This window comes from Nocardia sp. CY41 (genome assembly GCF_009829325.1).
Lineage (GTDB): Bacteria > Actinomycetota > Actinomycetes > Mycobacteriales > Mycobacteriaceae > Nocardia.
Window position 1 is genome coordinate 37,856 of sequence record NZ_VUOS01000027.1, and the last position, 19,937, is coordinate 57,792.

A 19,937-nucleotide genomic window follows, 5' to 3' on the forward strand; every position below is an offset into this window, starting at 1 on the left:
GACGACGCAGGCCGCGGCCGGTTGCTGGTTACACTGGCTCCCCGTGATCACCATGCGGAACGTGACCAAGTCGTACAAGACGTCGACGCGACCCGCGCTGGACAACATCACCGTCGATGTGGGCAAGGGCGAGTTCGTCTTTATCATCGGACCGTCCGGCTCTGGCAAGTCGACCTTCATGCGCTTGCTGCTGAAAGAGGAGACGCCCACGGCGGGCGAGATCCGGGTGTCGGATTTCCGGGTCGACCGGTTGCCCGGCCGCAAGGTGCCCAAGTTGCGGCAGCGCATCGGGTGCGTCTTCCAGGACTTCCGGCTGCTGCAGCAGAAGACGGTGTACCAGAATGTCGCGTTCGCGCTGGAGGTGATCGGCAAGCGACGCCAGTTCATCGACCGCACCGTCCCGGAGGTGCTCGATATGGTCGGCCTCGGCGGCAAGGCCGACCGGTTGCCCACCGAACTCTCCGGTGGTGAGCAGCAACGGGTCGCGATCGCGCGCGCCTTCGTGAACCGGCCGCTGGTGCTGCTGGCCGACGAACCGACCGGCAACCTCGACCCCGACACCAGCGGGGACATCATGATGCTGCTGGAGCGGATCAACCGCATCGGCACCACGGTGGTGATGGCCACCCACGACAATCACATCGTCGACGCGATGCGCAGGCGGGTGGTGGAACTCGACCACGGGCGCCTGGTTCGGGACGAGGCGACGGGCGTGTACGGGGTGGGCCGATAATGCGCGCGAGCTTCCTGTTCGGCGAGGTCGCCGCCGGCCTGCGCCGCAACGTCACGATGACCATCGCGATGATCCTCACCACCGCGGTCTCGCTCACCATGCTCGGTGGCGGTCTGCTGGCGGTGCGGATCGCGGACAAGACCGAGCAGTACTTCCTGGATCGGCTGGAGGTGCGGCTGTACCTCACCGAGGACGTGTCGGCCAACGACCCGGACTGCTCGCAGGACCCGTGCCGTGCGCTGATGGCGGACCTGAAGGCGACCAGCGGCGTGGAGTCGGTCCAGTTCCTCAACCGGGAGGAGGCGGTCCGCGAGGCCAAGGAGAAGACCTTCAAGGACCAGCCCGAGCTGGCCAAGTACGTCAGCGAGACGCCGCTGCCCGCATCGTTGCGGGTGAAGATGGCGGACGCGGAGCTCTACCCCACCATCTACGAGAAGTACTACGACCGCCCTGGCGTCGGCATGGTGCGCAACGACAAGGACATCGTGGACCGGTTGGTCAGCCTGTTCGACGGGTTGCGCAACGCGGCGTTCGGCCTGGCCGTGCTGCAAGCGCTGGCCGCGGTGATGCTGATCGCGAACATGGTGCAGATCGCCGCGTTCACCCGCCGCACCGAGGTCGGCATCATGCGATTGGTCGGCGCGACCCGCTGGTACACCCAGTTGCCGTTCCTGCTCGAGGCCGTGGTCGCCGCACTGGCCGGTTCGGTGCTCGCCATGCTCGGCCTGCTCATCGCCCGCCCGCTGGTGATCGATCGGGCCCTCGGCGACCTCTTCGCCAGCAAGGTCTTCCCCCGCATCACCGGCGACGACATCGCGATGACCGCGCTGGTCATCGCCCCGGTCGGCATCGTCTTCGCGGCGATCACGGCCTACGCGACACTGCGGTACTACGTGCGCGAGTGATCGTCCGGGCCGGTGGCCGCGGTGCCACCGGCCCGCCCGGACAGCGACCGAACCCGCGTGTGGGCCCGACGGCGACTCACAACACGAGGTCGGTCAGTTGGTCCCAGTCGAGTTGAATCCGGATCGGCAGGTCGACGGCGAACGCCGTCTGCGGCTTCAGGACCCGGGCGAGCCGGTAGTGACCGACGCTGTGGTCGAGGCCGTAGGTCTCGATGGCGGTCACCTCGGTGTCCGACACACTGACCAGCCAGTACCACGGAATTCCGGCAGCCGCGTATTCGCTCATCTTCTCGAGCCGATCGGTTTTGACATGACTGGGCGAGATGATCTCGACAGCGATCTTCAGATGACGCGCGGGCATCGGCCGGACATCCGCAGGCACGCACTCGAACAGCGCGATGTCGGGGCGACGAATAGTCGCCCGGGGCACTTCCCAGAGCACCACGTCGAAGTCATGGTTGGCGTCCAGGCATGCCGACGGATCTTCGGCCATGTATTCGCCGGCGGCCGATTCGAGCATTGCCAGTAGTCGGTGGACGGCTTTCTGATGTGCCCTACTCGGGGATTCGCAACGGACCGCATCCCCGTTCACCACCTCGACCAAGCGGCAGAACTCTTCGGGCAGCTCGCGCCAGATGTCGACTGTGATCGGCTCGGGCTGCACGTTGTCCGGCCTGGCCCAGTCGAAGATCGCTGACATGCGTCGGATTGTAATCACGGCAACACTGTCACCCGACGTCCGTCGGCACCCCTGTCGCCACGATGCGTGAGCGCGCCGCTGCCCATGGCACCGGCGCCGTGTTCGAGCCTGCGCGCCGGGCACGAACCGCATCGCTCACAGACCTTCGTGGGACGGGAGCTACCCCTGCTCGATCCGTAACGGTTCCGCATCGATCACCGCCATGGCCTTGGAGCGAGGCGAACATGCGGCGGTAGATCCGGCTATCCGGGCCCTACACGTCATCCGTTTTTCGAAAGCGCAGCTCATCGCGACAGGAGGCATAGCACGACGCGCGGCGGGGAAGCCTACCGGCCCCGGGACGCAACTTTGGGCACTTGTCCAGCAAGGCGTGGATTCCCCGCGTATGCTGCACCTCGACGCGCTTCTTACTCGGCAGTAAGATAGTCTTACTCCGGAGTAAGATAGCTGGGGACAGACCGCACCAACCCATCCGAGAAAACAGGTGATGATGAGCACTCGAGACAGCGCAACGAAGCGACGTCCAGATACGTCCGCGGTCGGCCTGAACCAACCCAAGCGGGATTGGATGGGCGCGGCGATGCGGGTCATGACGACTCTCACCGGGTCGGAACTGGCCGAGAAATACAACCTGCGCAAGCCGATCGAGCGCGTCACCTACGAGGGCACCAAGACCGGCTTCCGCACGCTCGGTGCGGCGACCCGCGCGTTCGCGAAGGTCGCGGGCACCGGCGCGCCCAAGCGCCTGGCGGCCAACGAGACGAAGAACAAGGACTTCTTCGACCTGACACCGACCGACGAGCAGCAGATGATCGTCGAGACGGTGAAGGAATTCGCCGCCGAGATCCTGCGCCCGGCTGCCTACGAGGCCGACAACGCCGCCAAGGCGCCGCGCGACCTGCTCGAGCGCGCCGCCGAACTCGGCATCACCCTGATCAACGTGCCCGAGGAACTCGAGGGTGCGGCCTCCGAGCGTGGTGCGGTGACCAACTCGCTGGTCGCCGAGGCGCTGGCGCACGGTGACATGGGCCTGGCCCTGCCCATCCTGGCGCCCAGCGGCGTCGCGGTCGCGCTCTCGCAGTGGGGCAGCGACGCGCAGCAGAAGACCTACCTGCCCTCCTTCACCGGCGAGAACGTGCCGCAGGCTTCGGTCGTGATCAGCGAGCCGCGCGCCCTGTTCGACCCGTTCGCGCTGGAGACCAAAGCGGTGCGCTCGCCGAGCGGCTACCGCATCTCCGGCGTGAAGAGCCTGGTGCCCGCCGCGGCCGACGCCGAGCTGTTCCTGATCGCCGCCGAGCTCGACGGCCGTCCGGCGCTGTTCATCGTGGAGTCGGACGCGCCCGGCCTGGTCGTGGAGGCCGACCCGAGCATGGGTCTGCGCGCCGCCGGCCTCGGCCGGCTGATCCTGGACAACGTCGCGGTCGGCGCCGACGCCGTCCTGGGCGACGGTGACGCGGCGACGCGCGCCGAGGAGTACGCCGATGCCGTGCGCTTGGCCCGCCTCGGGTGGGCTTCGCTGGCCGCGGGCACCAGCCGGGCCGTGCTGGACTACGTGATCCCCTACGTCAACGAGCGGGAAGCGTTCGGCGAGCCGATCTCGCACCGCCAGGCGGTGGCGTTCATGGTCGCCAACATCGCGATCGAACTCGACGGCCTGCGGCTGGTGACGCTGCGCGGCGCTTCGCGCGCGGAGCAGGGCCTGTCCTTCGGCCGGGAGGCGGCGCTGGCCCGCAAGCTCGCCACCGACAAGGGCATGCAGATCGGCCTCGACGGCGTGCAGCTGCTCGGCGGTCACGGCTTCACCAAGGAACACCCGGTCGAGCGCTGGTACCGCGACCTGCGGGCGATCGGCGTCGCCGAAGGTGTCGTGCTCATCTAAACCGGCTCGTTCCGTTCTCCAGGAGACCTTCCCCATGATCAACCTCGAACTCCCCAAGAAGCTGCGGGCCAGCGCGAACCAGGCACACCAGGTCGCGCAGGAGATCTTCCGCCCGATCTCGCGCAAGTACGACCTCGCCGAACACGACTACCCGGTCGAGCTGGACACCATGGCCGCCATGGTCGAGGGCCTGGCCGATTCCGGCACCCAGAAGATCGGCGGCGCCGCCGGTGGCCGCTCCGACGACAGCGCCGCCGACCGCCACGCCACCGAGCTGCTCGGCAACACCAACGGCGGCAACATGTCCGCACTGCTGAACGCGCTGGAGACCTCCTGGGGCGACGTCGGCCTCATGCTGTCGATCCCCTACCAGGGCCTGGGCAACGCGGCCATCGCCGCCGTGGCCGCCGACGAGCAGCTGAAGCGCTTCGGCAAGGTGTGGGCGTCGATGGCGATCACCGAGCCGTCCTTCGGCTCCGACTCCGCCGCCGTGTCCACCACCGCCGTGCTCGACGGTGACGAGTGGGTGCTCAACGGCGAGAAGATCTTCGTCACCGCCGGTCAGCGCTCGACGCACATCGTGGTGTGGGCGACGGTGGACAAGAGCCTCGGCCGCGCGGCGATCAAGTCGTTCGTCGTGCCGCGCGACGCTCCCGGCCTGTCGGTGGCGCGGCTCGAGCACAAGCTCGGCATCAAAGCCTCCGACACCGCCGTGCTGCTGCTGCAGGACTGCCGGATTCCGAAGGACAACATCCTCGGCAGCCCGGAAGTCAACGTGGAGAAGGGTTTCGCCGGGGTCATGCAGACCTTCGACAACACCCGTCCGCTCGTCGCCGCGATGGCGATCGGCGTCGCGCGCGCCGCGCTCGAAGAGCTGCGCTCCATCCTGACCGCCGCAGGCGTGGACATCTCCTACGACGTCCCGGTCAACAACCAGCACGCCGCCGCCGCCGAATTCTTGCGGATGGAGGCCGATTACGAGTCCGCCTATCTGCTCGCCCTGCGCGCCGCGTGGATGGCCGACAACAAGAAGCCGAACTCGCTCGAGGCGTCCATGTCCAAGGCGAAGGCGGGCCGCACCGGCACCGACGTCACCTTGAAGGCCGTCGAACTGGCCGGCGCCATCGGCTACTCCCAGCGCACCTTGCTGGAGAAGTGGGGTCGTGACTCCAAGATCCTCGACATCTTCGAAGGCACCCAGCAGATCCAGCAACTCATCGTCGCCCGCCGCATCCTGGGCAAGACCAGCGCCGAGCTGAAGTGACGCCGAGCTAGTCGAGCGTGACGAAAATCCGGTGCGAGCTTCTGGGACTCGCACCGGATTTTCGTTTCCGCGCCCGGCGCAAAGCGAATGACTTGTCCTGGAACACTTTCGGCGATGGGGAACTATGGATTTCGTACCGAATGTTCCGTACCCTTCGCCCCCATGTGGAGCATCGTTCTCATTTCGATTGTGAGTTGTTTCGTGATAGCCGCTGGATTCGCGTGGGGGCTGCCCGGCGACTGAGGCGCCTCATCGGCGCGTTCACTCGCGGGCGTCGTCCGGTGTGAGATCACCGTGGGGCGAGCCCCGCGGTGGTTTCCGGACGGTCGGCCGCTCTCCCCGCTGCTTGCCGCATACGTCGATCGGCGAGCCGGGGTTCGGTGTCGGCGGGGATCACCAAGAGGGTCAGGCTGGTGCCGTTGGTCCCGACCAGTCGCATGGTGTCGGAGGGCTGGCCGGCCACCGGGCCGTTGATGTGGATGCCGTCGTCGTCATCGATACGGCGTTGCGCGAGACTGATCGCGTTCCAATCGAATCCGATGCGAGCGAGTTCGCCGAGTCTGGGCGTGAGAGCGGTGACCAGGTCGTGTAGCTCGGTGGTGAGATTCGATGTCCATGGCCACCACGCCCCGCCGAGCTGTTCGGGTTCGTCGCCGGCTGGTCGCAGGAGTACACGCGGCGTGCGGGTAGGGGTCGGGAAGGGTTGCCGGTCGCCAGGGAACGCGACGGCATGAGCGCCCATCGCGGCGTGGTTGGTGATCGGGCGTAGCTGTTGCGTCATCAGACGCTCCTGTCACGGTCCGCCGATGGACCGGGATGCCGAATCGGGGACGGCGCGACCTCGAGTGGCCGACGCGCGGGGTGCCTCCGAATACTTCGATCGTACTCGGTGCGGCCACTCGTTCGCAGTGGTCGTGCCGGCTGTGCGCCCGCCGACCAGCTCAGTTCGGCGGGGTCGAAGTCCGGCGGGCGAGCTGGGCGGCGGTGAGGTCGGCCGTCCACAGCGGCTGGAGCATGTGCCAGTCGGCGGGGTGGGCGGCGATGCCCGCGGCGAATCGGTCGGCCAGCGCCTGGGTGGCCTCGCGCACGCCACCACTCGTGTCGACAGGGGGACTCACGTGGAATCCCCAGCCGCCGGGGGTGTACCAGCAGTGCACGGGAAGCAGTGGCGCGCCGGTGTCGATCGCCAGCCGAGCCGGACCGGCAGGCAGCCGAGCGGGCTCACCGAAGAAGGTGACCGATACGCCCGTGCCGGACAAGTCTCTTTCGCCGAGCAGCCCGACTATCCGCCCCTGCCGGATCCGGGCGACCAGCTGGGGGAACGGCGGCGTCGCGGTACCGGTGAGCGGGATGATCTCGAATCCCAGCCGTTCACGGAAACGCACGAACCGCCGGAACAACGATTCCGGCGCGAGCCGCTCCGCGACGACAGTCGGCGAGCCCACGCGCTGCACCAGCCAGACGCCCGCGAGGTCCCAATTACCGCTGTGCGGTAGAGCGAGCACCGCACCGGAGCCGCGTTCGACCGCCTGGTGGATGTGTTCGAGCCCGGTCGCCACGGATTCGATGGCGTCGGCCAGTCGCACCGGATCCATCGACGGCAGCCGGAAGGCTTCGCGCCAATAGCGGGCATAGGAGCGCAAACTCGCCCGGATCAGCGCCTGCGGCACTTCGTCCGGCGCTGCGCCCACTACTCGAGACAGGTTCCGGCGCAATTGATTCGGGCCACCGTTCCGGGCCGCTCGTTCGGCTCCCGCGTCGAAGAGGCGGACCGCCAACGGTTCCGGCAAGGCACGGACCAGCCGCCAACCGGCGGCGTAACCCAGGTCCCATGCCCGGCCGGAGAGGTGCACTAATCGCCGCCGGACTCGACCGGCCCTGCTTCGTCGGTCACCGCGGACGGCGTCGCGCCGACGACGTCACTGAAGACGGGCATCCGAACCACTCCGACCGCGGGCGCGCCGACCTCGGACGGCTCGTTCGGATGGCTGAACAACGGGGACCGCTCACTTCGATGCATTTCTGGATTCTCCGCTCACTCGCGATCGATGACGTCCGAATGGGTGGCGCACCGTACAGACACGGTCATCGCCGCCGCGGATTCGGCGGTCGCCTCGATACCCACCCTACCCTGACGAGACCATACGGAACGGTTTATCGAGAATGCTCCGTTCAGGGCAGCGGTCGACAGACCGGCGCTCACGCCATGACGTCGATGGTGGACCTCCGAGCACGGTCGGCGACCGGTTCGCCGAAGCCCGCAGAAAACTGAATTTCCTGCGGCCCCTCAGATCCGTGCACTCGGCCACTGACAAGCACGCGGTTGCATCGATGCGTCAACGACACGATCACGCCATTCGGTGTTCCCCCCTGGACAGGCGCGTACCTGACCGGGCAGCCTATCGCCCTGTCGCTGGATCGACGAATCAGCGGACGTATTTCACTCGCCATCGCCGCCTCCGCGGTGTTCGTAGCACCGTTCGCCGGGCACGCCGCCGCGCAGCCGGCCACGGTGGACTGGACCGCTGCCGCACAGCAACTGCGTGCCGCCGCGGCCGGGAATCCGGCAGCCGAGCAGGCGATGGATCGGCTGATCGCCTCCGGGCAGCTGGGGAGGGCCGAGCAGGTGGCCTTGCCTGCGCAACCGTTCCAGATTCCGGCGCAGTCGGACATCGGACGCGGTGCGGGCCCGGGTGTGTACGGGTCCGGAATCGCCCTGGGAATGGACGGATTCCGCCTCGGGTTCTTCGGCGGGCCGGGGACCATCTCGCCCAACCAGGGCGGCGCGAAGCTCGAGGTGCTCTGGATCAACCTGGCCAATGGGCGTAGCGGCACCGAACTGCATTACGAGCACAACGACGTTCCGGTGGACACCACCATTCGCACACGCGCCCTGGACACCGGCGCGGGCCCGGTGGTCGCCGCCGTGTACGGGTCGCTGTGGCATCGCTGGTCGGTGCCCGTGAGCGAGGAGCACCCCGACGGGTTCGCCTACCGGCTGGGCACCATCTCGGTGCCGTCGTTCGGCGCGGTCTACAACTGAGGGCGACGGCTCCGGCTCCCGCCGCCACGGGAGCCGGGCCGTCGGTTTGTCGGACATTACGTACTTCCGTAGCTTGTGGATTCGTGAGTCTGGAAGACCGAGTTGCCGAGTTGGAGCGGCGGCTCAGCGCGCTGGAAGAGAACCTACGACCGGACAGCCGCGAGGCCGGCACCGGAGACTGGGCGGTGGCGCGCCTGCAGGAGGAGTTCGCGGCGGCCGACGAACCCGATGGCGGCGTCGTCTTCGCCGGGTCGGTCCGCTTGCCCAACGACCAGCAACGCGAGTGGCAGGCCCGGTTCACCACCGGCGACCTCATCGAGGACGACTGGGCCGAGACCGCGGAATGCCTTGCGGCGCTCGGCAGCCCGGTCCGGTTGCGGCTGCTGCGCGAGATCATGGGCGGGCGCAGGACCGCGGCCGAGCTGGCCGGGGTGGACGGTGTCGGCACCTCCGGCCAGATCTATCACCACCTGCGCCAGCTGGCCGCGGTGGGCTGGCTGCACACCGCGGGCCGTGGCCGATTCGAGGTCCCCGCCGCCAGGGTGGTTCCCCTACTGGTCGCGCTGGCCAGCGCCCGGCGCTGACTCGGGCGGCACGCCGGCGGCCACGTATCCGGCGGTGGCGAGCATGCCGCCGATCTGCTCATACGTGGCCCGCTCCCGGGGCGCGACCGTCGCCAGGCCGTCCACATAGCGGTTGAACATGCAGAACGCCGCGGCGACGAGGACGGCGTCGTGGATGTCCTCGTCCTTGGCGCCCGCGGCACGTGCGTGCTCGACGTCCTCGGCGGTCACCTCGAGCCCCGACCGGCGCACCTTGTCCGCGATGCGCAGCAACGCACGCAGTTTCGGCTCGATCGCGGCGGACTCCACGTCCTCGATGACGGCGTCGATCACGTCCCGGCCGCCGTCCACCAGCACCGCCGCGGTCGCCGCGTGCGACTGCGTGCAGAAGTACGTTTCGTTGCGCGAGGAGACGTAGGCGGCGATCGTCTCGCGCTCCCCCGGTGTCAGCGGAGAGGTCCCGCGCAACAGGGTCTGCGCGAATTCGCTCAGCGCGGATCCGGTTTCGGGCTTGAAAGCGAACAGACCCCGGATGCCGGGCAGATCGCCGGGAATGTCGATGAACGGTGCACGGTCCTTCGGATCGGACATTGGCCGCGTCTCCCTTCGAGCGGTCTCGAGACGCTGCGAGGGTAACCCTACCGACCGGTAGCCGAGAGCGGAAAGGTCGGAATCGGCACGCGGACAGCTCCCACCTGGGGCGGACGCAACCGAACCGAGACTGATTTGTCCGTTTCAACTGTGACCTGTCACACTCCGCACTGCTACGGTGGCAAGTCAACACGCCGTACCGGTTCGCTAGGTCGAGGACCGACGCGAGGGTTTTGTGGAGGTAATTCGACATGAACTTGGCCCACACGCTGGAGGCCGTCAAGGCGCTAGGGGTGCTGCGCAGCCGGGGTGTCACCGACCCCAAGAAGCCGCTGGAGACGCTGCGGACGATGAAGGAGTCGCGCATCCTCGGCCCCCAGGCGACCCTGATCCGGCATTCCGCGCGCGTGGCGCCCGACGCTCCTGGCATCGTGGACGACGCGGGCGAACTGACCTACCGCGAGCTGGACGACCGGTCGACGGCCGTCGCACGCGGCCTGCAGGCGGCCGGCATCACCGAAGGCCAGGTGATCGGCTTGCTCGCGCGCGACCACCGCGGGCTCATCATCTCGATGGCAGCCGCGGGCAAGCTCGGCGTGCGAGTGGCGCTCATGAACACCGGGTTCGCCAAGCCGCAGTTCGCCGAGGTGTGCCAGCGCGAGAAGGTCAAGGCCGTGCTGCACGACAGCGAGTTCGTGGGCCTGCTCGACGCACTGCCCACCGACTTGCCGCGCTACCTCACCTGGGTCGACGAGGGCGCCGTGCTGCCGGAGGGCGCGCAGACACTCGACGACCTGGTCGCCGCGAACTCCACCGAGCCGCTGCCCGCGCCGAGCAAGCCGGGTGGCTTCATCATCCTGACCAGCGGCACCACCGGCCTGCCCAAGGGCGCCCCGCGCACCAAGGTCACTCCGCTGTCGACGGCGCAGCTCGTCGACCGGATCCCGTTCCCGCAGCGCGGCACTCAGGTGATCGTTTCGCCGATCTTCCACAGCACCGGTCTGGCCACCTGGCTGGTCGGCGCGGCCCTGGCCAACAAGGTGGTGGTGCGCCGCCGGTTCGACGCCGAGGCGACGCTCGCGCTGGTGGCCGAGCACAAGGCCGACATGCTGGTGGCGGTGCCCACGATGCTGCACCGGATGGTCGAGCTGGATCCGGCGATCCGGGCGAAGTACGACACGTCCTCCCTGAAGGCGATCGTGCTGGCCGGTTCGGCGCTGTCGCCGGAGCTGACGATCAAGGCCACCGAGGCCTTCGGCCCGGTGCTCTACAACCTCTACGGCTCCACCGAATGCGCCGTCGCGACCGTGGCGAACCCGGAGGACCTCGCGCTCGCGCCCGGCACCGTCGGGCGTGCGCCGATCACCTGCGAAGTGCGGCTCTACGACGACAACGACCAGCGCGTCACCGCGATCAACACCACCGGGCGCATCTTCATCCGCAGCGGCGCGCCGTTCGAGGGCTACACCGACGGCAGGAACAAGCAGATCATCGACGGCTACATGTCCAGCGGCGACGTCGGCCACTTCGACGAGAACGGCCTGCTCATGGTGGACGGCCGCGATGACGACATGATCGTGTCCGGCGGCGAGAACGTCTTCCCGCAGGAGGTGGAGAACCTGCTGCTGGAGCGGCCCGACGTCTTCGACGTGGCAGTGGTCGGCGTGGACGACGTGGAATTCGGTAAGCGCCTGCGCGCCTTCGTCGTTCCGGAGCCGGGTCACTCGCCCGACGGCGAGGAGCTCAAGGCGTACGTGAAGAACAACCTGGCGCGCTACAAGGTGCCGCGCGATGTCGTCTTCCTCGACGACCTGCCGCGCAACGCGACGGGCAAGCTGCTGCGCCGCGTGCTGGTGGAGTACGAGGTCAAGGCCTGACCGACGGCGGGCCGGGCCTCCGCGCCCGGCCCGTTACCAGCGGGTATGAACTCGATGAGATACATGACACAACCGGTTACACACGCTTGCTACTGTTAGCACCAGCACTGGGTATATCGAATTGCGGTCCGCACCACCCGGAGGATCACCGGGTGCCACCGCCGGAAGGTTGTCGTCGATGTCTCTTTCCCTCCCCGCGTTGGGCGGTACCGCCCGCAAGGCGGGCGATCTGGCCCTTGGCGTGAACGTGATGGTCAAGCGGCGGCTGTTCAATCCGCTGCGGCCCGACCATGCGGCACGGTCGGCCTTCAATATCTTGAAGTTCGGCCCGTTCGCGGGTGTCGTCATGCACGCCGCGCAGACCAGGCCGCACGCCGTGGCGATCGTCGACGAACGCGGGGAGTTGACCTTCGGCCAGCTCAACGAGCAGTCCAACGCCCTGGCGCGGGGCTTGCAGAGCAACGGCGTCGATCCGGGTGACGTGGTGGCGATCCTGGCCCGCGACCATCGCGGCATGGTGCTGAGCCTGCTGGCCACCGGCAAGCTCGGCGTGCGCGGGGTGCTGATGAACACCGGGTTCGCCAAGCCGCAGTTCGCCGACGTGGCCGAGCGGGAGAACGTCAAAGCGGTGCTGCACGACAGCGAGTTCATCGACCTGATGAGCGCCATCCCCGCCGCGATCCCGCGCATCCTCACCTGGGTGGACGAGAAGGACGGCGCCGATCCCGCGATCCCGACCCTCGACGCGCTGATCAGCGGGCAGTCCGGCGCCGCGCTGCCCGCCCCGGCCAAGCCGGGCGGCATCGTCATCCTGACCAGCGGCACCACCGGCACCCCCAAGGGCGCCCCGCGCGACCGGGTCAGCCCCTTCGCCTCGGCCCAGTTCATCGACCGGGTGCCGCTGCCGAACAACGGCACCATGATCATGGCCGCGCCGATCTTCCACGGCACCGGCTTGTCGCAGTTCACCCTCGGTCTCGCGCTGGGCAACCGGGTGGTCTTCCAGCAGCGCCGGTTCAACCCCGAGCAGACGCTGGCGAACATCCAGAAATATCGGGCGGATTCGCTGGTCGTCGTCCCGACCATGCTGCAGCGCATCCTCGATCTGGAACCGGACGTGCTGGCGAAGTACGACGTCAGCAGCATCAAGGTGATCTTCGCAGCGGGCTCGGCCATCGCACCCGACGTGGTGACCCGCACGCTGGACCACTTCAACGACAGCCTCTACAACCTCTACGGCTCCACCGAGTGCGCCGTGATGACCGTGGCGACCCCCGAAGATCTGCGCAAAGCCCCGACCACCGCGGGCAAGGCTCCGGTCGGCATCCGGATCGTGCTGCTGGACGAGAACCGCAAGCCGATCACCGAGCCGAACGTCACCGGAACCATCTTCGTGGACAACGGTTTCGCCTTCACCGGCTACACCGACGGCCGCAGCAAGGAAATGGTCGACGGCATGATGTCCAGCGGCGACGTGGGTCATTTCGACGCCGACGGCCTGCTCTACATCGACGGCCGCGACGACGACATGATCGTCTCCGGCGGCGAGAACGTCTTCCCGCTCGAGGTGGAGAACCTCATCGCAGGCCGCGACGACATCTTCGAAGCCGCTGTCGTCGGCGTGGACGACCGTGAGTTCGGCAAGCGACTGCGCGCGTTCGTCGTGCCCGGCCCCGAGTGCAAGCGCGACCCGCAGGAGATCAAGGACTACGTCAAGGCGAACCTCGCCCGCTACAAGGTCCCGCGTGAGGTGATCTTCCTGGACGAGCTGCCGCGCAACGCGACCGGCAAGCTGCTGCGCAAGCCGCTGATCGAGATGGAGGTCGATGCGGGTTGAGCGGTTCGCGTCCCGGGTCTTCCTGGCGGTGCGCCGGTCGCCCGCCCGGAAGGCCGGAGTAGTTCCCGTCGGAAGCGGGTTTCGGTGCGATCCGATGCGGTCGGACGCGTGCAATCGGTCCGCTATCATCAGCGGGTGAGTTACGAGTTCGACCGGTCTGCCGCGGAACGTCGCGGCGCCGTCGCGCGGGTGCGCGGTGGCTCGGCCGGTGCGATCTCGGGGGCCATCGCCGTCGCGGCACACGGCTGGGCTTCCGGCGGCATGCTGCCGGACACCACCGCGCTGGCGCTGCTGACCGCCGCGTCCGCCGTGGTCGGCGCGTCGGTCGCGGGTCTGGCCCCACTGCGCAAGACGTCGTCCGGGCTGGTCGCGGCGCTGATCGCCGGGCAGCTGCTCGGCCACTTCACCATGGGGATCGGCTCGGGACACCTGCATCACGGTGACGCCCAGCTGACTCCGGCCATGCTCGTCGCGCACGTGTGCGCCGCGTTCGCGGCGGCCGTCGTGATCCGCGGCGCGGAAGCCGCGTACCGGATCGGCACCGCGGTGCTGCACCGCGTGCTCCCGCTGCGGCACACTCCGCCCGTAGTCGCGGACCGCGTTCCCCTGCGGACGCTCCACCGCGACCGGGTCGTCCTCCGTGTGTTCGCCGCCGAGGCGCTGCGCACCCGGGCCCCGCCTCTCGCGGTCGTTCTCTGAATTCTTCCTACACCCGGTGCACCCGCGCTGTGGCGTGAGTTGTCGCTCACCGTCACGGTTTTCCGTGCAGCGCGGTGTCGCCGCGCACCCTCGTGCCCACGCCTGAGCGTGCCGACGCGACGCCGTCGTCCGGGTCGCAAACCCTCCTCCGCATCCGGCGATGCCATCGCCTCCATGACGGAACTGTCGACGCTCCGCGCAGCTCCGCGGCGAACATCCGCGAGGTACGTGCGGTCGCGTGTGCCATCGGGACGTGGTTTGTGCCCCAACCGGGTTTCCGCCGTCAGAAACGAAACGACCGTGAGTACAACAGAAACCATTTCCGACGCCGACTTATCGGAGCCGTCGGACTCCCCCGGCCCACGCCGGACCACCGCGCGTAACAGCCTGCACGCGCTGGCCATGCGACTGCACTTCTACGCGGGAGTGTTCGTGGGGCCGTTCGTCCTCATAGCGGCCGTCACCGGCGCGCTCTACGCGATCTCGCCGACGTTGGAATCGATCGTGTCGCGTGATCTGTTGACGGTCACGCAAAGCGGAACGCCGAAGCCGCTGTCGGAGCAGGTCGGCGCGGCCGTCGCCACCCGGCCGGACCTGCCGCTCGTCGCCGTCGCCCCGGCCGCGGGCACCGAAGACACCACCCGGGTGCTGTTCAGCGACCCGTCGCTGGGCGAATCCGAGCGGCTGGCGGTGTTCGTGAACCCGTACACCGCGCAGCCGGTGGGCGATGCCGTCGTGTACGGCAGCTCGGGGGCGCTGCCGATGCGCACCTGGATCGATCGGTTGCACCGGGATCTGCACCTGGGCGAGCCGGGCCGGCTCTACAGCGAGCTCGCCGCGTCCTGGCTGTGGATCGTCGCGCTGGCCGGACTTGTGATCTGGGTGCGCCGGGTGCGCAGCCGCCGGGCCCGCAACGGCTGGGGCCGGCTGTGGGCGGTTGATCGGTCGCAACGCGCACGGGGCCGCACCCTGAACTGGCACGGCGCGGTGGGTATGTGGGTGCTTCCCCTGGCGCTGCTGCTGTCGGCCACCGGCGTGACCTGGTCGACCTACGCGGGCGAGAACATCACCGCATTGCGTGAGCAACTGAGCTGGACCACACCGGCGGTCAGCACCACGCTGCCGGGAAGCGCTGCGCCGAGCCATGACTCGAGTTCGGATCATCATGGCGGCGGCCATACGGAGCACGCGCCCGCCGACCCGGCCGACCGGATCGCCCAGCTGGATCGGGTGTACGCGACGGCCCGTGACGAAGGCATCACGCAGGCGGCCGAGATCGCCGTCCCGGCCGCGCCGGGGAAAGCGTTCGCGGTGAAGGAACGCCGGATGTCCGGCACGTACACCGTCGACTCCGTCGCCGTCGACGGCGCCACCGGCGCGGTCACCGATCGGCTCGCCTACGCCGACTGGCCGCTGATGGCCAAGCTCACCAACTGGGGCATTCAGTTCCACATGGGACTGATGTTCGGGCTGCTCAACCAGTTGCTGCTGCTCGCGGCGATGATCGGCCTGATCACCGTGGTCGTGCGCGGCTACCTCATGTGGTGGCGCAGGCGGCCCACCCGGGAGGCGGGCCGGTTCGTTCTCGGCCGGGCTCCACGGCGCGGCGCGTTGCGCAAGATCCCGCTGTGGCTCGTCGTGCCGCTGGTGGCCGCCGCGCTGGTGGTGGGCTGGTTCGTCCCGCTGGTCGGGGTGAGTCTGCTCGTCTTCCTCGCGATCGACGTGCTGCTCGGCCTCGCCGGACGGTTCCGCGCCGCCGCTTAACCGCACATCCACGGGCGAAGGCCCGTTACTTCCACGACCTACCGAACGTCATTGGTATGGCCGTCACTTCGCCATGCCTCCGAAACCAAGGATTCTCCATGCAGATCACGAAACTTGCCCTGGCCGCCGCGTTCACCACCGCTGCCATGAGCATCGCCGCGGGCACGAGTTCCGCCGCTCCCGAAGTCCCTGCCGCCGACAGCACGTCCGTCGAAGCCACGTCCACGGAGGCCGCCGAGGCCGTCGGTTTCACCGCCCACGCCACCGAGACCGCCAGCGTCATCACCATCGATTCCGGTTCGCTCGTCGTCGAGGACCAGGTGCTGAAGATCAAGGCCGCCGACGGCACCGTCGTCGCGGGCACGCCGCTGACCTTCCTGGTCGACGAGTTCGAATTCCCCATCACCGCGGAGATCTCGGGCCGCACCGCCACGCTGACTCCGCAGTTCGACTCGGCGCACGCGACCTACAAGCCGGTCGCCTTGCCGTTCGAGGACAAGGCGCCATGGAAGACGGAGTACGACCGTGAACAGGCCGCTTGGTCCCGGATGACCAGCACCCTCTCCATGGGCGCCACCGTCGGCACCCTGGTCGGCGGCATCGGCGGCGCGGCGGTGGGCTGCGTGCTCGGCGGCATCGCCGGAGCGACCATCGCCGCCGCCACCATCGTCGGCATGTTCGGCCCGTTCATCCCCGCCGCGGCCGTCGGCTGCCTCGGCGGCATCGTCGCGGTCGGCGCCCTCGGCACGGTAGCGGGCCAGATCCTGGTGACGGCCCCGGTCGCCATCGGCGCGGCGATCATGTACTTCTCCACGATCAACTCGCCCATGCCCACTCCGCAGAAGTGATTCCTGGCCCGGCATCGGGAGCGACACTCGATGCCGGGCTTTCTCGGCCGTGTGAGCCGACAGGTGAGCTCGCCATTGGACAACAACCCCTTCCGTGTTGCGGGCAGGTTCGGGCCTCAGGCTCCCCTGCGGGGGGTTGCTGTGCGGCGCCGAGGATATTCCCCTGTCGCTAACCATCTATGTCACATTGACAGGTTAGCTTCATGCGGACACTCTTAACCACTGAAATTTATTTAGATGGTTAGAAGTGGTACGGGCGCGAAGCCGGGTCGGCGACACCTCCGCTGCCACGACCGACCCCGAGTGTCCGTTCGATGAACACGACCAGGAGAAACACGATGAACGCAGTGCGTCACAACACCGTCGAGATCCAGGGCCTGCCGGTCTTCTACCGCGAGGCGGGCGATCCGAGTAAGCCGACGCTTGTCCTCCTGCACGGCTTTCCGACGAGTTCGGCGATGTTCCGCAATCTGCTGCCGGAGCTGGCCGCGGATTACCATCTGATCGCGCCGGACCACATCGGGTTCGGGCAGTCGGCCATGCCGTCCGTGCTCGCCTTCGACTACAGCTTCGAGAAGCTCACCGAGATCACCTCGGAACTGCTGGACGTCTTGGGCGTGCAGCGGTTCGCCCTCTACATTCAGGATTACGGCGCACCGATCGGGTTGCGCATCGCCTCCCGCAATCCGGATCGTGTCACCGCGATCATCACCCAGAGCGGCAACGCCTACCTGGAGGGCTTCACCCCGTTCTGGGAGGTGCTGTTCGCACATGCCAACGACCGGGCGGCACATGAGCCCGAGGTGCGGAAGCTGCTCGAACTCGACGCCACGAAATGGCAGTACACCCACGGCGTCCCGGCCGACCGGCTGACGCGGATCAGCCCCGACACTTGGACCTTGGATCAGCACTACCTGGATCGTCCGGGCAACAAGGAGATTCAACTCCAGCTCTTCGCCGACTACAAACTGAACCTCGATCGCTACCCCGAGTTCCAGAAGTACTTCGCCGAGCACCGGCCTCCCGTCCTGATCACCTGGGGCGAGCACGACGAGATCTTCGGAGCCGACGGCGCGCGCGCCTACCTGCGCGATCTGCCGGACGCCGAACTGCACCTGCTGAACACGGGCCACTTCGCCCTGGAAACGCACGGCACCGAGATCGCCGCACTGATCCGCGACTTCCTCACCCGCACGCTCGACTGACAGCGCGCTGGAGCGAGACCGCGCTGAGCGCCGAATGCGGACGGGGTATGCCCAGGAACGGACATACCCCGTTCCAGCGCCGGGGTCCACGTCCAGCGCGTCGAACCGGTGGAATCGTCGGTTGCCGGATTCTTCCGACGAGGATTGGTCCGGCGGCGTGCGGTGAGATCCGGTGAAAACAGCCCGGCGACGCGACGAAGCGCTGCCGATGGTGTCGGACACCGGTGCCAGACTCGGGGACGTGAGGTGGGCGGTGGCGGAATCGGGCGAGGGGGGCGCGTATCTGTGTCCACTCGATCCGGACGGTCGGCCCGCCGGGGCGGTGGTCTACGAGCCGTCGATCGCCGAGGCAGTGCGTTCCCGCCCCGAGGTCGAGCGGTGGGTGTGGCGGTCCACCGCCGCGATCTATCGACCCCTGCTGGCAGCGGGCGTGCGGGTCGAGCGCTGCTACGACGTGGAGGCCGCGGAGGCATTGCTGATCGGGTATGAGGAGGGGCAGTCGGGTCAGCCTCGTTCGCTGGCGGCCGCTTGGGCTCGCCTCCACAATCTGCCCGTTCCGCCGGACGCCCCGGCACGGGCCGCCGAGAGCCAGCCGTCGTTGTTCGAGTCGGGCCCGGTGCCGCTGCCGGCCGGGACGAATGAACTCACCGCCCTGTTGGAGGTCTACGCGGGTCAGATCGCCCGGACGGCGGCCACCGAGCATCCGGAGCGGATGCGACTGCTGCTCGCCGCCGAATCGGCGGGCATGCTGGTTGCCGCGGAGATGTCGCGATCGGGGATCCCGTGGCGCGCGGACGTGCACCGCGAGTTGCTGGACACGCTGCTGGGTGAGCGCTATCCGGGCGGGTCGCAACCGCGCCGGATGGCGGAGTTGGCCGACGAAGTATCGCGGGCTTTCGGCAACGGAGTGCGGGTCCGTCCGGACTTGCCCAACGACATCGTCAAGGCCTTCGCCCGTGCCGGAATCGAGTTGTCTTCCACGCGGAAATGGGAGCTCCAACGCATCGATCACCCCGCGGTAGCGCCACTGCTGGCCTACAAGTCGTTGTACCGCTTGTATACCGCCCACGGCTGGTCCTGGCTCGAACAGTGGGTGCACGGCGGCCGCTTTCGTCCCGAATACCTGCCAGGCGGCACGGTTTCAGGTCGCTGGACTACCAATGGTGGTGGGGCCCTGCAGATCCCGAAAGTGATCCGCCGGGCGATACGTGCCGATCCGGGCTGGCGCCTTGTGGTCGCCGACGCCGACCAAATGGAGCCACGGATACTCGCCGCGGTCTCGCGCGATCCAGGGCTGATGGAGGTGGCCGGTCGCGGTGAGGATCTGTACGCGGATCTGGCGGCCCGTGGCTTCGGCGGCGATCGCGCGCAAGCAAAACTCGCCCTCTTGGGGGCCATCTACGGTCAGACCTCCGGCGATGCCCTTACCCACTTGGCCGGTCTGCGGCGCCGATATCCAGCAGCGGTGGCCTATGTCGACGACGCGGCGCGTGCCGGTGAGGAGGGACGACTGGTGCGTACGTGGCTGGGGCGGACGTGCCCGCCGGTGTCGGCCGCGTCGCCCGACCAGCAGGACCTGCCCCGGGAAAACCTCGGTGAGTACGGCAGCACCTCGGCGGCGCGTGCCCGTGGCCGCTTCACTCGTAACTTCGTGGTGCAGGGTAGCGCCGCCGATTGGGCCCTGCTGGTCCTGGCGGCCCTGCGTCAGGCGATGTCCCGGTCCGGGCTCCGCGCCGAGTTGGTCTTCTTCCAACACGACGAGGTGATGGTGCACTGCCCGGCGGAGGAGGCGACGACGGTCGCCGAAATGATCGCGACCGCGGCCGACACCGCAGGTCGGCTGGCCTTCGGAGCGACACCGGTCCGGTTTCCCTGCACAACGGCGGTGGTGGAATGCTACGGGGACGCCAAGTAGGGACTCGAGCCCGACGGTGGTGAGACGTGACAGCACTTCCGGTGCCGCTGGGGTTCCCGCCGAGTCGTCACAGCGACTGTCGGCATCTCCCGGCCCCGGCATCGAGATCGACGC

General features: G+C 68.2%; 18 protein-coding genes. 13 read left to right on the forward strand and 5 right to left on the reverse strand.

The features are described from left to right. Positions 1-43 precede the first annotated feature (43 nt). Both ftsE and ftsX read left to right on the forward strand, forming a co-directional pair. Positions 44-733 carry a cell division ATP-binding protein FtsE gene (ftsE, locus tag GVY64_RS28370; protein WP_159847923.1) on the forward strand — a complete coding sequence of 230 codons (690 nt, stop codon included), beginning with the start codon at positions 44-46 and terminating at the stop codon, positions 731-733. After that, positions 733-1,638, forward strand: a complete 906-nt coding sequence (gene ftsX / locus GVY64_RS28375) for a permease-like cell division protein FtsX (protein ID WP_159847926.1) — start codon at positions 733-735, stop codon at positions 1,636-1,638. The genes ftsE and ftsX overlap by 1 nt, the downstream gene beginning before the upstream one ends. Positions 1,639-1,714: 76 nt before the next feature. Here ftsX and GVY64_RS28380 read toward each other — a convergent pair whose 3' ends face one another. Continuing rightward, positions 1,715-2,470, reverse strand: a complete 756-nt coding sequence (locus GVY64_RS28380) for a Uma2 family endonuclease (protein WP_159847929.1) — start codon at positions 2,468-2,470, stop codon at positions 1,715-1,717. 352 nt (positions 2,471-2,822) lie between these two features. Here GVY64_RS28380 and GVY64_RS28385 point away from each other — a divergent pair, with 352 nt between their 5' ends. Both GVY64_RS28385 and GVY64_RS28390 read left to right on the forward strand, forming a co-directional pair. Beyond that, the gene (locus GVY64_RS28385) at positions 2,823-4,217 is read left to right on the forward strand and encodes an acyl-CoA dehydrogenase family protein (protein ID WP_442939639.1); all 1,395 of its coding nucleotides are present in this window, start codon (positions 2,823-2,825) and stop codon (positions 4,215-4,217) included. Between the two features lie 34 nt (positions 4,218-4,251). Then, positions 4,252-5,481, forward strand: coding sequence for an acyl-CoA dehydrogenase family protein (locus GVY64_RS28390; protein WP_159847935.1), 1,230 nt, complete (start codon positions 4,252-4,254; stop codon positions 5,479-5,481). Positions 5,482-5,770: 289 nt separating this feature from the next. Here the strand turns inward: GVY64_RS28390 and GVY64_RS28395 are convergent, their stop codons facing one another. The 3 genes from GVY64_RS28395 to GVY64_RS28405 form a co-directional block, all read right to left on the reverse strand. Then, positions 5,771-6,262, reverse strand: a complete 492-nt coding sequence (locus tag GVY64_RS28395; RefSeq protein ID WP_201298196.1) for a DUF5994 family protein — start codon at positions 6,260-6,262, stop codon at positions 5,771-5,773. A gap of 160 nt (positions 6,263-6,422) precedes the next feature. Further along, on the reverse strand, positions 6,423-7,334 hold the full coding sequence (locus GVY64_RS28400; RefSeq protein ID WP_159847938.1) for a phosphatidylinositol mannoside acyltransferase: 912 nt from the start codon (positions 7,332-7,334) through the stop codon (positions 6,423-6,425). Continuing rightward, positions 7,334-7,501, reverse strand: a complete 168-nt coding sequence (locus GVY64_RS28405) for a hypothetical protein (protein ID WP_159847941.1) — start codon at positions 7,499-7,501, stop codon at positions 7,334-7,336. Before GVY64_RS28405 ends, GVY64_RS28400 begins: the two co-directional genes overlap by 1 nt. Before the next feature lie 444 nt (positions 7,502-7,945). Between GVY64_RS28405 and GVY64_RS28410 the strand changes: the two genes are divergently transcribed. After that, entirely contained in the window at positions 7,946-8,524 is a 579-nt protein-coding gene (locus GVY64_RS28410) for a hypothetical protein (protein ID WP_236567297.1), read from the forward strand. Positions 8,525-8,607: 83 nt separating this feature from the next. After that, the gene (locus tag GVY64_RS28415; RefSeq protein ID WP_159847944.1) at positions 8,608-9,108 is read left to right on the forward strand and encodes an ArsR/SmtB family transcription factor; all 501 of its coding nucleotides are present in this window, start codon (positions 8,608-8,610) and stop codon (positions 9,106-9,108) included. Here the strand turns inward: GVY64_RS28415 and GVY64_RS28420 are convergent. Further along, positions 9,076-9,678: a carboxymuconolactone decarboxylase family protein gene (locus tag GVY64_RS28420; RefSeq protein ID WP_159847947.1), complete on the reverse strand. Its 603-nt coding sequence runs from the start codon at positions 9,676-9,678 to the stop codon at positions 9,076-9,078. The genes GVY64_RS28415 and GVY64_RS28420 overlap by 33 nt on opposite strands. A gap of 251 nt (positions 9,679-9,929) precedes the next feature. On the opposite strand from GVY64_RS28420, the gene GVY64_RS28425 reads away from it, so the two are divergent. From GVY64_RS28425 to GVY64_RS28455, 7 genes are all read left to right on the forward strand, one after another. Next, positions 9,930-11,555: an acyl-CoA synthetase gene (locus GVY64_RS28425; RefSeq protein ID WP_159847949.1), complete on the forward strand. Its 1,626-nt coding sequence runs from the start codon at positions 9,930-9,932 to the stop codon at positions 11,553-11,555. 178 nt (positions 11,556-11,733) lie between these two features. Then, on the forward strand, positions 11,734-13,392 hold the full coding sequence (locus tag GVY64_RS28430; protein WP_159847951.1) for an acyl-CoA synthetase: 1,659 nt from the start codon (positions 11,734-11,736) through the stop codon (positions 13,390-13,392). 135 nt (positions 13,393-13,527) lie between these two features. Then, positions 13,528-14,091 carry a hypothetical protein gene (locus GVY64_RS28435; protein ID WP_201298197.1) on the forward strand — a complete coding sequence of 188 codons (564 nt, stop codon included), beginning with the start codon at positions 13,528-13,530 and terminating at the stop codon, positions 14,089-14,091. A 300-nt stretch (positions 14,092-14,391) separates the two neighbouring features. Then, positions 14,392-15,855 (forward strand): PepSY-associated TM helix domain-containing protein, encoded by a 1,464-nt coding sequence (locus tag GVY64_RS28440; protein WP_236567298.1) that lies wholly within the window; start codon positions 14,392-14,394, stop codon positions 15,853-15,855. A gap of 98 nt (positions 15,856-15,953) precedes the next feature. Further along, entirely contained in the window at positions 15,954-16,703 is a 750-nt protein-coding gene (locus tag GVY64_RS28445) for a hypothetical protein (RefSeq protein WP_159847957.1), read from the forward strand. Between the two features lie 338 nt (positions 16,704-17,041). After that, on the forward strand, positions 17,042-17,908 hold the full coding sequence (locus GVY64_RS28450; protein WP_159847959.1) for an alpha/beta fold hydrolase: 867 nt from the start codon (positions 17,042-17,044) through the stop codon (positions 17,906-17,908). A 241-nt stretch (positions 17,909-18,149) separates the two neighbouring features. Further along, positions 18,150-19,823 carry a bifunctional 3'-5' exonuclease/DNA polymerase gene (locus GVY64_RS28455; RefSeq protein ID WP_201298198.1) on the forward strand — a complete coding sequence of 558 codons (1,674 nt, stop codon included), beginning with the start codon at positions 18,150-18,152 and terminating at the stop codon, positions 19,821-19,823. Positions 19,824-19,937: the final 114 nt, after the last annotated feature.